The sequence below is a fragment of the Maritimimonas sp. 2210JD6-3 genome (assembly GCF_056591795.1).
In genome coordinates this window covers 1-13783 of record NZ_JBWQOJ010000038.1, presented here as the reverse complement: position 1 = coordinate 13783, position 13783 = coordinate 1, and the positions used below count along the sequence as shown (strand labels likewise).

Genomic DNA, 13783 nt, shown 5'->3' with positions numbered 1-13783 from the left:
TTAATTATACATTTTTAATAAGGTTAAAATTAGTGCGATAATTGCCGGAATGGCTTGCACATAAAAGATTTTTATTTTCTTTGTAGAGTAAGACCCATAGATACCAGCTAAAGTCACACAAATCAGAAAAAAAATAGCTAGCTCGTTAGAGAAATTTTTACTTACTAATGCCCAAACCAAACCAGCAGCTAAAAAGCCATTATATAGTCCTTGATTTGCAGCTAAAACTTTTGATTGTTCTGCTAGTTCTTTGGTGAGTCCGAAAGCTTTCATTCCCCGAGGTTTTGTCCAAAAAAACATTTCAAGAATCATAAAATAAAAATGTAAAAAGACTACTAAACCTATTAAAATTTGTGCTAATAAATTCATTATAGGTTTGTTTTTAGTTGTTTTAAAGCTTTTTGTGCTTCTTTTACTGGAAGTTTACAGGCACCATCAATACATACATAAATAATTGTTTCGCCTTTAGAGAACTTATATTCTAATAAAGGTAATGTACTTTCTTCTGTACTACCAACCAATAGTTTGTTAGGTATGTATAGATTGTTAAAGTCTTTTAATATAGTACTAGCATTTTCACCAGAGATTGCTATTTCATAAAATTCACCTAAATTATTTAAATATAAATTTAGCCAATTTGAAGCACCAGAACCATAAAGCAAAGCTTTTTCTTTTACATTGTGAAGCATTTGTTTAGAAGTATTCGTGTACTTCTTGTTATAATAATAGTGTCCTAATAAAAATAAATTAGTAGCCATAATAGAGTTTGAAGAGGGTATCACATTGTCTTCTGTATCTATTTTTCGTGCAATTAGCGCTTCATCTTCATCTGATGTGAAATAAAATAGATTGCTTTTCGAATCGTGAAAATGATCTAAACAGTAATCAGTTAATTGTTTTGCAGTTACAAGCCAGCGTTCATCGAAAGTAACTTGATATAGTTGAATAAAGGCATCAATAGTTGTTGCATAATCCTCTAGATAGGCATTAATAACACTTTTTCCATCTTTATAATTTCTATAAAGACCACCATCTTCTCTAAGCTGGTTAGTCGTAATAAAGTTTGCATTTTTAAGTGCAATTTCTAAAAAATGAGGGTCATTAAAAACGCGATAGGCATCTATATAACCTTTTAACATTAGGGCATTCCATGAAGTGAGAATCTTATCATCTAATCGAGGTCTATTTCTTTTTGATCTTTCTTTTAACAGAATATTTTTCCAAGTTTTTATCTTTTCTGTAAGTTCTTTTTCAGATATGTTATAAAGTTGAGCTATCTCTTGATCAGATTTGGTTCTGTGCAAATTGAAGTTTTGATGCTCCCATTTCCATTCGTTAGAAATATTGTAGTATTCCTTAAATAAATCGAAATCGTTTTTGATTAAATTTTTAAGTTCTGCTTCACTCCAAACATAAAAGGCACCTTCTTCGAGTTTGCCTTCAGCGTTGTTACTATCCGCGTCAAGCGAAGCATAAAAACCGCCAGATTCATCATACAATTCGCGTTCAACGAAAGTCAAAGTTTCATAAACTATATCTTTATAAAGTGGATTTTTTGTTTCTAAGTAGGCATCTGTATAAAGACTAACTAATTGACCATTATCATAGAGCATTTTTTCGAAATGTGGAATGTGCCATTTAGAATCAACTGAATATCTTGCAAAACCACCACCTACCTGGTCATATATACCGCCCATAGCCATCTTATCTAGCGTATTTTCTACATGCTTTTTTATCTCTAAATCATTAGTCTGTTTTGCATATCTTAATAAAAAATGTAAGTTATTGGGTAAAGGAAATTTTGGTGCTCCTTGGGTTCCACCTAAATCTTCATCGAGGTATTTTTTCCAATTTACGATCGCTGAATCTAGTTCGATTTTATTAAAATTTTCTTTGCCTGTATTTGTTTCTATAAGATCTGATTGTTGAATACCACTAGTTAGTTTCGTAGCATATTCTTCCATCTTTTCAGGTTGCTCTTTGTAAACTTTTATAATTTGATGCAAGGCGTCAACCCAATTTTGTTTTGGAAAATAAGTACCACCCCAAACGGGTCTGCCGTCAGGCAAAGCAATGCAGTTAAGCGGCCATCCGCCACGACCTGTCATGAGTTGTACAGCATTCATGTAAATTTGATCAATATCTGGTCGTTCTTCTCTGTCTATTTTTATATTGATAAAATTCTGATTCATGAGTTCTGCAACAGTTTCATCTTCAAAACTCTCATGTTCCATAACATGACACCAATGGCAAGCAGCATATCCAATAGAAATAAGCAATAATTTATTTTCCTTCTTAGCTTTGGCTAGAGCCTCTTCACCCCAAGGATACCAATCAACTGGGTTATGAGCATGCTGTAATAAGTAAGGACTCGATTCATGAATTAAAGCATTGGTATATTGATGATCTGACATTGATTTTGGTTTATCATTGCAACCTAAAAGAGAAATAGTAAAAAGTAAAATAGTAGCGATATAAAATCTCATTTCGAATTCTAAGTTTACTCAAAGATACGATATAAAAAAAGCGCCTTGAAACTCAAGGCGCTTTTTATTTTTTTGTTTAAAAAGTTATTTTACTTCAAACGTAATTTTAACGTTTACACGAAACTCTTCTACATCATCACCATTTACAACACAACTTTGTGATTGTACAAATGCAGATTTAATATGCTTTACACTTTTGCTTGCGTGTTTTACTGCCTTGCGAGTAGCATCTTCCCAACTTTTTTCAGAATTTGCTAATACTTCAATAACTTTCATTACTGCCATAACTATTTAGTTTTAAGATTAAAATTATTTGTAACGTAAAGCTACAAAATTTAACCATTAATAGCAATGACTTCTTCAATCTTATTAGGTAATAATTGTTTTAAGGTAGCTTCAATTCCATTTTTTAAGGTTACTGTAGATGAGGGGCAACCACTACAAGCTCCTTGTAATACTACATTAACAGTTTTACTTGAATTGTCGTAAGATTGAAACATAATATTACCACCATCTGAAGTTACAGCAGGTTTTATATACTCATCTAAAATGGCAACTATTTCTTTCGAAATATCATCTAAGTTCTTGGTGTCTATAGGTTCTAACTCGGGTTTAATGGTTTTTATCGACTCATACTTTTCGGTAAAGATAGGCTTGTCTTCGCGTAGATAATTTTTAAGGAAATCTCTTAACTCTGTAGTGATTTCGAACCATTCAACATTTTCATTTTTAGTAATTGAGATATAATTGTCTGAAATAAATACTTCGCTGATAAAAGGAAAATTATAAAGCACTTTGGCTATGGGAACCTCACCAGCATCTTCTATCGATAAAACTTCTATATTCTCAGAAGTCAATAATTTGTTAGTCACAAATTTCATAACTGACGGATTCGGAGTACTCTCTGCATATACCTCAATTACTTTTGGTGTATCCTTATTTAATGCAATGAACAAACTCTCATGTTTGTTAAGATAATTTGCTATTACAGTTTTTAATTCTTCTTGCACTTCGAGCCACTCTACTATATTGAAGCGCTCAATTGCTATAAAATTTGCCGTCACAAATACTTTTTTTACAAATGGCAAGTGAAATAATTGCTGTACTAATGTTGAATTTTTAGCTTCATCAACATTGTGATATTCAAAACTACCGTCAGTTAATATTGTAGTAGCGACGAACTTTATAATAGCATCGTTTGGGGTATTTTCAATTGTGATTTTAATCTCTTGCATTGCTCAAAAATAATTTTTACAAAGGTAGTGAACAATCGATAAAGAATGTCATTATGAGGAGAAAAACGACGAAGCAATCTGTTTGGTTTTAAGAGGATTGCTTCGTTACACTCGCAATGACGTTTATTTGTTGTTTTACCAAGTATAATCTTTACGCTTTGCTTGTTTTTTAATCGTATCAATCATAGCCTTGTCTAAACTTTTAGTGTTGGTTTCTTTTTGTTTTTCGACTACGTATTTATTACGCTTGGCATTTAATTCATTAATCTGTTTCTGAATTTCTTTACGCTTTATACTTTGTTTAGCTACATACTTTTTTAGTTCTGCAGTAGTCTTACCTTGTAATTCTTTTGGTAAATTGTTCTTGTTTAATTTTTCATAACTGAAATCTTTTTTATTTTCAGCATCTACCAAATCCCAAGATGAATTTTTATACACTCTAGAACTTTTACTCACGGCTCTTTTTACTGAAACTACTTCGTCTAACTCAGCAGCGTTGCTATCTTGTTCATTTTGCTTTTGCATTTTACTATACCCTTGCGAACCATAATATACATACGTTTTATTCAGCTTTTTGTTTAAAATGATAATCTCAGCATCATAAGGAGAAGCTACATGTACAATAGCTTCGTTTTGATCGATGGCCATATAATCACCATTAGTTAAGCGAGCACCCTCTTGCCATTTACCATAAACACCTGTTTGGTAGTTACCACAGAAAATAGTATTCACTACTACATCCTGCTCATTAGCTTGCGATGCAGCATCTTCATAGCGTATTTTTCCTTGCGTGAAAGGTTCATTACCTGCAATAAATATCATTTTAAGGTCTTTTTTATTTTTACCCCAGTCTAATTGTTTTAATGAGGTATTGATTACTTGACCGCAGAATTCATTTCCTCCATTAGTACGCAAAGCAAATAGTTTTTCTGAAATATCATCTAAATCATCGGTAAACCCAATAACCTGACGAATGTGACCTTCGCGAGAAGAAAGATAATCATTACCATATTCGTACAAGGCTATTTGTAAATCGGGCTCATCGTTTCCGCATTTAGCGTACGACAATTCATTAACAATTTCCCACAATTGTGTTTTCGCTTGGTTAATTAATCCATCCATAGAATTACTGGTATCTAATAGCAAGGCAACTTTAATAGTATTTTTGTCTGGTTTTGATTCATTAACCGCTAACAACTGATGTTGAGGTTCGTTTTTAAGCTTGTTTATATTACAAGCAAATAAGGTGGTAACGGTTAGTAGAAAAACGAATGTTATACTTAATGTTCTCATGATGTTTAGTGTTTTTTGAGTAAATGTATGCGCAATTTTTTCACCTAAAAACTCAAAATGAGTAACTAGACTACCTGAGTGAGCAAAAAAGACTTCTTAATGAGTAAGATGAAGAAAAAGGGTGAGAAAATCTTGTAATTAGGCTGTTTTTAAGGTAAGTACATTTTACAGTATCGTTTAAAGTATGTAGTTTTACGAACGATGAATAGCAAAATATACATACTATTTTTTCTGCTTTTACTTATTCCTGTGTATATAGGTGCACAGATTCAAGATAGTAACGTACTAGAACGTAAACTCTATTCTGACAGAATTACAGACGACAGTGGGAGGCCACTTTCGGGGATTACTGTTCGGGTTCGAGGCAAAGGAACTACTACTGTTACCGATGGTAATGGTGAGTTTAGTATTATAGCAGCTATTGGAGATGTGATCATATTAAGTAAAAATGGTCGAACCATTGATACCTATAAATATGATGGTAGTTTACATTATGAAGTGAGAGATGAAAATGATGCTTTAGAAATAAGATCAAGTCGTTCTAAGAAAGAGAAATATAATCCAAAATTATCTCGTGGCTCAAATTTATTCAGTGTTACATTAGATTCTGCAACTACTTTTAAAGATATAAATCCAGCAAAAAGTATTGATCTTGTGGGAAGTGCTTTAAATTATGCGAACAATGATAAAAGAAAAATAGCCGCTTCTTATGATGTGTTGGGTGATGCTTACATGAATTTAAAACAATATGATTTAGCTGCCAGTAATTATAAAGTAGCAGTTGATAATGGAGCGTTGATTGTCACCAGAATGAAACTTGCCCGAGCTTATTTGTTCAATAAGCTATATAGATTAAGTGAACAACAGTATAAAGAACTCTTAAAACTAAAGATTAGCACAAGACAAAAAGTTGAAATATATGAGGGCTTAGGAGATGCATATTTTAGTCAACAGTTATATAAAGACGCTTTAAAAGAATATAGAACAGCCTTAAATTTAAATGAAAGAAATAATAACAATACTAAAAAAACAAATCTCAATTCTAAAATTGCGTCATCTTTAGACGCTTTAGGAGATAGTAATCAAGCGGAAGGTTATTTTAATAAATCTATTACATCGGCAGAGACTGAAAGTCCTGAAAAAGCGGTTATTCAAAGTCAAAAAACAGCAGATTTTTATAGTAAAAATAATAGTATAGACAAAGAGGTTCAACTTAGAAAAAAAACACTTGAAACGTTAGAAGATGAAAATCTTGAGGAAGTAGTTGTTGAAGATTCAGAAGATAAGATTACTAAACAACGTGCGAAGCTAGATTTAGGAAATGCCTATTTAAAACAGAATAATTTACAAGAAGCCATTCCGTTATTAGAAGCTAGTGCCGCTGATGCTAAAAAAAATGATGATATAGAAACCCAAAAAGATGCGGTTCAAAAACTATCTGAAGCCTATGTTAGTTTAGGTGATGACAACAAAGCCTTATCTAATTATAAACGCTATGTAGCCTTAGTAGATGCTTTGTATAAACAAAAGGAACAAGAAATTAATGAGGCTGTAAACCTAAGTAAAGATTTATCAGAGAAGCAGAATAGAATCACAAGTCTTGAAAAAGATAGAGCATTGTCTGAAAGTAAGTATAAATTGTTTCAAACAGAGAGTCAATTAACCATAGAAAATGATCGTCGTCAAAAAACGATTATTTATGCATTATTAGTAGGTTTAGCATTACTGCTGTTTTCATTGTTTTGGATGATACGAAGTAATCGACAACGAAAGTTGACGAATAATCTATTAGCGTTAAAATCTTTACGAACACAAATGAATCCTCATTTTATTTTCAATGCATTGAATTCTGTAAATAGTTTTATTGCGCAAAATGATGAAAGAACCGCAAATCGATATTTAACAGATTTTTCTAAATTAATGCGAAGTGTTTTGGTAAATTCTGACGAAGATTTTATCCCGCTTGAGAAAGAAATTGAGCTTCTCGAATTGTATTTAAAATTAGAGCATTCAAGGTTTAAGGACAAATTTGATTATGAATTAATTGTAGATCAAGAAATAGAGCAGGAACTATTTCAAATTCCACCTATGTTATTACAACCTTATGTAGAAAATGCTGTTTGGCATGGCTTGCGGTATAAAGAAGAAAAAGGATTTTTAAAAGTAGTGTTGTCAAAAAAAGATGAAGAAACCATAATTATTGAAATATCAGATAATGGTATTGGAAGAAAAAAATCTAAAGATTTAAAAACAGAACATCAGAAAAAGCAAAAGTCTAAAGGAATGCAAAATATTAAACAACGTATTCAGATTTTAAACCAAATGTATAAAGACAAAGTAGATGTTTTTATTAAAGATTTATACGATGATGAAACAGGTACAAAAGTGATATTAACATTAAAGAGAGACTAAAAGTGTATTTGTTTATTTGTGTAAAAGTTTATCTGATATAAATAAGCGTATAAACTCATAAACGGTATGTTAAAAACAATCATTGTAGAAGACGAACAGACGAGCAGAGAGATTCTTAAGAATTATCTCGAGAAATACTGTCCTAATGTTGAGGTAGTTGGTGAAGCGAAAAATATTGATGAAGGACTTGTTTTAATTCGTAATAATGATTTAGATCTTGTTTTTTTAGATGTAGAAATGCCGTATGGTTCTGGTTTTGACTTATTAGATAAATTAGGAAAAACAGATTTTGAAGTAGTATTTGTAACAGCCTATAATCAATATGCCATTGAAGCGTTGAACAAGCATGCTTCCTATTATTTATTAAAACCAATTTCTATTGATGAATTAATTAAAGCGGTTGATTATGTGGTTGAGTTAAAGCGTAAAGAAAATGCGTTGCAAAACACTGTGCTAAAACCGAAGATACATGTATCTGATGAAAAAATTACGATTCCAACACAAGATGGATTTGAGGTTTTAGAAATGAAAGATATTATCTATTGCAAAGCCGATGATAATTATACTGAAATTTATCTCGAAAACGGACTTAAAAAATTGGTTAGCAAAACTTTAAAATATTTTGAAGATATTTTAAAAGAAAATGGCTTTGCAAGAATACATAAGTCGTATTTGGTCAATGTTTCTTGTATTACATCTTACAAAAAAGGAAAAGGAGGAACGGTGTATCTTTCTAATGGAAAAGAACTGAGTGTTTCTGCTTCTAAAAAAGCTGAATTTTTATCTTATTTTAAATAAAATGTCCTTACGAAGGAGGAACGACTGAAGTAATCTTTTTATTAGAATTTGCTTATGCCAAGAAGATTGCTTCACTATGTTCGCAATAACAAAAAACTAAAAAATGATTATAAAAAAACTTAACGGAAAAGAACCTCAAATAGGAGAAGATTGTTTTATAGCGGAAACTGCGGTAATTATAGGTGATGTTCAAATGGGTAGTCAATGTAGTATTTGGTATAGTGCTGTTTTACGTGGTGATGTGCATTATATTAAAATGGGCAATAAAGTGAACATACAAGACAATGCAACCATTCATTGTACTTATAAGAAGAGCCCAACTAATATTGGCAATAATGTATCTATAGGTCATAATGCTATTGTACATGGTTGTACAATACATGATAATGTGCTTATAGGAATGGGGGCTATAGTTATGGATGATTGTGTAGTAGAAAGCAATGCCATTGTGGCTGCTGGCGCAGTAGTTACCAAAGGAACACGAGTGCCTTCAGGTACGATTTATGCAGGAATGCCCGCTAAAAAAATTAAAGAAATTTCCGCCGAGTTAAGTTCTGGTGAGATTGATAGAATCGCTAACAACTATATTAAATATTCAAGCTGGTATAAGTAAAATATATCAACAAAGTATTCTTTTTTGTAATTTAGTTTGTTCAACTAACTTACATTTCAATGAAACATATTTTTACTTTTGTTCTATTATTATTTACAACATTATCTTTTTCGCAAGATTATTTTTATGGTTACCAAGATCCGTTTGACAAATCAATTCCGAGTCCAGAGGAGTATTTAGGCTATGCTGTTGGCGAATATCACACACGTCATGATAGAGTAGTAAGCTATTTAAGAAAATTAGCTGAGTTATCCGATAAGGCAACCTTAACAGTCTATGGAAAAACACATGAAAACAGAGAGTTAGTCATACTTAATGTTTCTACTGCAGATAATATTAAAAATTTAGAAAATCTTCGTCAGCAGCATGTAGCATTGGTAGATACCGATAGACCAATGCCAGACATTAGTTCTATGCCAGTATTTATAAATTTGGCATATAATGTGCATGGTAACGAACCTTCTAGTACCGAAGCCGCTTTGTTAACGGCTTATACGCTAGTAGCTTCAAAAAATGAAAAAGTACAAGCATATCTTAAAAATGCTGTAATTTTTATTGACCCAACTATAAACCCAGATGGGCGCGACCGCCATACACATTGGGTAAATACACGTAGAGGAAACCCGTTGGTGGCAGATAGATATGATATGGAACATAATGAGCCAAACCCAAGCGGACGAACAAATCATTACTGGTTTGATTTGAATAGAGATTGGTTGTTGGCTGTGAATCCAGAAAGTCAAGGAAAATTAAATTGGTATCATCAATGGTATCCAAATGTGGTTACAGATTTTCATGAAATGGGTACAAATAGTTCGTATTTCTTTGAGCCGATGAAGCCAAACGCTTCCAAAGATCCAATTATGCCAAAAGAGAATTACACCACGTTGAACGATATGTTCGCAGAGCAGTTTTCAAAAGATTTAGACAAAGTTGGTTCATTATACTTTACAAAAGAAGTATTTGATGGTACATATCCTGGTTATGGCTCTTCGTATCCAGATTTACAAGGTGCATTGGCATTATTGTTTGAACAAGCTAGTTCTAGAGGACATTTACAAGAGAACGAAATAGGAGAACTTTCTTTTAAGTTTACCATTAGAAATCAATACATATCAAGTTTTGCAACGATAAAAGCTGCCATTAAAAACAAAGATTACTTACTAAAATATGAACGCGAATTTTTTAATTCCGCTTTAGCAAGAGCAAACAAAAGTACTATAAAAGGCTATGTTTTTGGCGATGAACATGATAGAAACAGAACAAAGAAATTTGTAGATTTTTTATTAAAACACAAAATTGAAGTGTATGATTTAGAGAATTCAATGCAATTGAATAATAAATTCTTTAAAAAAGGAAGTTCATTTGTGGTACCAACAAAGCAAAAACAATACAGAATGGTACAAACCATGTTTGAAACCTATGATACATACCGTGATAGTGTTTATTACGATGCTTCTGCTTGGTCGGTGGCTAATTTTTACAATATGCCGCACACATCACTTAAAAAAGTAGTTAAAAAAGGACAACGAGTAACATCAACAAATCATTTTATAAAATTAAATGAGCTTAAAAAATCTAATTATGCTTACTTAATTTCTTGGGATGATTACAATGTACCAGCATTTTTGTATCAATTACAAACAAAGGGTGTAAAAATAAATACAGCCTTTAAACCATTTAAAATTAATGATAAGCAATATGGGCGAGGTTCTTTGATGATACCTGTGAGTTTACAAAAAATGGATGCTGATAAATTGTTTAAATTGGTTGATACTACAGCAAAAAAGTTTAACGTTCAAGTAGATGGGGTAAACACAGGTTATAGTGAACAAGGTATAGATTTAGGGAGTGGTAATTTTAAGACAATCGCTAAACCAAAACCATTAATGTTAGTAGGCGAAGGGGTTTCATCTTACGAAGCTGGTGAAGTATGGCATTTATTAGATACCAAGTTGCACATGCCGTTAACAAAAGTTCCGTTACGAATTTTTAACAGGGTAAATCTTAACAGATATAATACGTTGATAATGGTTTCGGGTGCCTATAAGCAGTTAGATAGTACTCAGCAAAAAAAGATTAAAAATTGGGTATCTCAAGGCAATACATTAATTACAACAAGACAAGCAACATCTTGGGCGATAAAAAAGAAGTTGGTAAAAGAATCGTTGTATAAAAAACCAAAAGACACTACTAAGAAAGATGTTAAACGTTTACCATATAATGAGGCAAGTGAGCATATTGGCAGAGAACGCTTAGGCGGAGTTATTACCAATGTAGATTTAGATGTTACGCATCCAATTGGGTTTGGTTATCACAATAAAATCTTACCAGTGTACAAAAATTCAACGGTTTGGTTAATGCCTAGTAAAAATCCGTATGCAACGGTAGCAAAATATACCAATAATCCGCATGTTGATGGCTATATAAGTAAGAAGAACTTAGAGAAAATGAAACAAGCTGCTTCTGTTGTTGTGAGCCCTGTTGGAGCTGGGCGTGTAATTCTGTTTGCTGATAATCCAAATTTTAGAGGTTCTTGGTACGGAACGAACAAATTATTCTTTAATGCTTTGTTCTTTGGATCAAAAATATCAGTTCCTAAATAAATTTATTAAATTGATAATCAGTTTTTTATAAAAAATACGCAAAAAAAGTACTTTTAAAAGTAGGAAGTTTTAAATGTAGAGTGTTTTATCAGTGTAAGAGCAATCATAGCGACGTAAACAAAATGCCTTACATTTTTAGCCGAAAGGGGAAATTGCTAAAAAACTTAGAAAAAGACTTTTTTTTCATGATAAATAGGCTCTCAGAGATGAGGGCTTTTTTTATTTAAGAAATTATTGCTTGCCAATTTTCATATGCTTTTTGAACAAATAATACGAGAAAAACCATACTTACAACAAATTTTAAGGTAGCTGAAAACAAAAAACCCAAAAACGAACCAAAAGCAGCTTTAACGGCACGTTTTTTATCTTGACTATCATATAGTATTTCGCCAATCAAAGCGCCACTAAAAGCCCCAATGATAAAACCACCAGGAACTGGGATAAAAAACAAACCTATTAATAGCCCCAACGTAGTGCCAATAACGCCATATTTTGTTCCGCCAAGTTTTTTGGTACCCATAGCAGGAATAATATAATCAAGTAGCCAAACCAAAATGGCAATACCAAGGGTCACGCCTAAGAAGGTCCAACTCATTTCTACGGCTTTAGTTAGATGTAAAACCAAGAGACCAATCCATCCTGTTAACGGGCCTGGTAGTACTGGAAGAAAAGAACCAATTAATCCTAAAATCATTAAGAAAGCGCCAAGTACGAGCAATAAAATATCCATTCCTTTTTGTTTACTAGACGTAAATATAGCCATATTGTTACAAAATTTTCAACTAAAAAATTAGTTAAAACTAAATATTTAGTTATATTTGTTTTGTAAAACTAAAAAATTAGTTTAAAAAATGACAAAACAATTAACAAAAGCAGAAGAACAAATCATGCAGATCTTATGGCAATTAGAATTGTGTACTGTTAAAGAAATAATAGCTGTATTACCTAAACCGAAACCAGCTTATAATACGGTTTCTACCATTGTTAGAATATTAGAAGAAAAGAAATTTGTAAGTCATGAGTCTTTTGGTAAGGGATATAAGTATTTTCCTGTTGTAAAGAAAGAAGTGTATAGTAATCAAAGTTTGCACAAATTAGTTGATAATTATTTTGGTGGCTCATTTAAAAGCATGGTGTCATTTTTTGTGCAAAAAAATGATGTAGATATTCAAGAACTTGAGCATATTTTAAAAGAGATAGACCCCAAAAAATAACAGTTATGATAGACTATTTTATCAAAGTATTACTTTTTCAGACCCTTTTTTTGTTTGTGTATGATTTTCTTTTAAAAAAGGAAACGTTCTTTCAATGGAATAGAGTCTATTTAATTTGTGCATCGTTACTTTCATATATACTACCAGTAGTAAAAATAGATCGTGTTACTAGTAGTATTCCTGAAGAATATGTAATATGGTTACCCGAAGTACTATTGTCACCTCAGAAGATCATTCAAGAGCAAATAAATTGGTCATCACTTTTTTTTACTTCACTTAAGTGGATATTCTGGATTGGAGTCATCTTATCAACAGTTTTATTTTTGGTAAAACTTATAAAACTATTTAAGATAATCTCAGAAAATAAAAAGGAGAAGCGAGCTACCTTTAGTTTAGTATTTATAAACTCAAATTCGGCTTTTTCATTCTTTAACTATATATTTCTAGGTAAGCATATATCCTATCACCGAAAACAGCAAATAATAGCACATGAGCTTGTGCATGTACGACAGAAACACACGCTAGATTTATTATTTTTCGAATTACAAAAAATAGTTTGTTGGTTTAATCCATATAGTTATATCTACCAAAGTAGAATGACTGAGTTACATGAGTTTATAGCCGATGCAAAATGTGTAAAGACGACCAAAACATCTGATTATTTTCAAGAACTATTAGCTGAAACTTTCAGTTCACATAAAATCTCATTCATTAATCCATTTTTAAAACATTCATTAATCAAAAAACGAATCGTTATGCTAAACAAAACAAAGTCAAAACAATTAATAAAATTTAAGTATCTGTTAATGTTACCCTTATTAATGGTGATGTTAATTTATTCTTCATGTGAAAAAGAAGAACCTATTACTCTTAAGGAAGAATCAAACATTGAAACTATTTATGAATCAATGGATAACCTTACAAGAAATAGGAGTAAAGAAGAACCTATTACTCTTAACGAAGAATCAAACATTGAAACTATTTATGAATCAATGGATAACCTTACAAGAAATAGGAGTCTTGAAGAAATAATTGCAGAACTTGAGGAAATTAAACAGTTGATTGCTAACTCAAAATTAGATGAAAGAGAAAGAAGACTAAAAGAAATTGAATACATGCTTCTATT

Annotated in this window: 12 protein-coding genes; 6 read left to right on the top strand and 6 right to left on the bottom strand. The window is 31.6% G+C overall.

The features are described 5' to 3' along the window. The 5 genes from AC1EUY_RS13395 to AC1EUY_RS13375 all read right to left on the bottom strand — a co-directional run bounded on the left by AC1EUY_RS13395 (window position 1) and on the right by AC1EUY_RS13375 (window position 5014). Entirely contained in the window at window positions 1-369 is a 369-nt protein-coding gene (locus AC1EUY_RS13395) for a DUF1304 domain-containing protein (RefSeq protein WP_480196053.1), read from the bottom strand. Further along, window positions 369-2486, bottom strand: a complete 2118-nt coding sequence (locus AC1EUY_RS13390; protein WP_480196052.1) for a thioredoxin domain-containing protein — start codon at window positions 2484-2486, stop codon at window positions 369-371. The genes AC1EUY_RS13395 and AC1EUY_RS13390 overlap by 1 nt, the downstream gene beginning before the upstream one ends. An 84-nt stretch (window positions 2487-2570) precedes the next feature. Next, window positions 2571-2771 (bottom strand): dodecin family protein, encoded by a 201-nt coding sequence (locus AC1EUY_RS13385; RefSeq protein ID WP_480196051.1) that lies wholly within the window; start codon window positions 2769-2771, stop codon window positions 2571-2573. Between the two features lie 50 nt (window positions 2772-2821). Next, window positions 2822-3721: a NifU family protein gene (locus AC1EUY_RS13380; RefSeq protein WP_480196050.1), complete on the bottom strand. Its 900-nt coding sequence runs from the start codon at window positions 3719-3721 to the stop codon at window positions 2822-2824. Window positions 3722-3856: 135 nt separating this feature from the next. Then, entirely contained in the window at window positions 3857-5014 is a 1158-nt protein-coding gene (locus AC1EUY_RS13375) for a vWA domain-containing protein (RefSeq protein ID WP_480196049.1), read from the bottom strand. 201 nt (window positions 5015-5215) lie between these two features. Between AC1EUY_RS13375 and AC1EUY_RS13370 the strand changes: the two genes are divergently transcribed. The 4 genes from AC1EUY_RS13370 (at window position 5216) to AC1EUY_RS13355 (ending at window position 11443) form a co-directional block, all read left to right on the top strand. After that, window positions 5216-7426 (top strand): histidine kinase, encoded by a 2211-nt coding sequence (locus AC1EUY_RS13370; protein ID WP_480196048.1) that lies wholly within the window; start codon window positions 5216-5218, stop codon window positions 7424-7426. 66 nt (window positions 7427-7492) lie between these two features. Next, window positions 7493-8224: a LytR/AlgR family response regulator transcription factor gene (locus AC1EUY_RS13365; RefSeq protein WP_480196047.1), complete on the top strand. Its 732-nt coding sequence runs from the start codon at window positions 7493-7495 to the stop codon at window positions 8222-8224. A gap of 103 nt (window positions 8225-8327) precedes the next feature. After that, window positions 8328-8837, top strand: coding sequence for a gamma carbonic anhydrase family protein (locus tag AC1EUY_RS13360; protein WP_480196046.1), 510 nt, complete (start codon window positions 8328-8330; stop codon window positions 8835-8837). Window positions 8838-8896: 59 nt separating this feature from the next. Continuing rightward, the gene (locus tag AC1EUY_RS13355) at window positions 8897-11443 is read left to right on the top strand and encodes a M14 metallopeptidase family protein (RefSeq protein WP_480196045.1); all 2547 of its coding nucleotides are present in this window, start codon (window positions 8897-8899) and stop codon (window positions 11441-11443) included. Between the two features lie 223 nt (window positions 11444-11666). Here AC1EUY_RS13355 and AC1EUY_RS13350 read toward each other — a convergent pair whose 3' ends face one another. Next, window positions 11667-12206: a DUF456 domain-containing protein gene (locus AC1EUY_RS13350; protein WP_480196044.1), complete on the bottom strand. Its 540-nt coding sequence runs from the start codon at window positions 12204-12206 to the stop codon at window positions 11667-11669. 88 nt (window positions 12207-12294) lie between these two features. Here AC1EUY_RS13350 and AC1EUY_RS13345 point away from each other — a divergent pair, with 88 nt between their 5' ends. Then, a complete protein-coding gene (locus AC1EUY_RS13345; RefSeq protein WP_480196043.1) occupies window positions 12295-12657 on the top strand; it encodes a BlaI/MecI/CopY family transcriptional regulator in 363 nt (120 codons plus the stop codon). A 5-nt stretch (window positions 12658-12662) separates the two neighbouring features. Further along, window positions 12663-13783 (top strand): M56 family metallopeptidase (locus tag AC1EUY_RS13340; RefSeq protein WP_480196042.1); only part of this gene is annotated, 1121 nt, incomplete at its 3' end.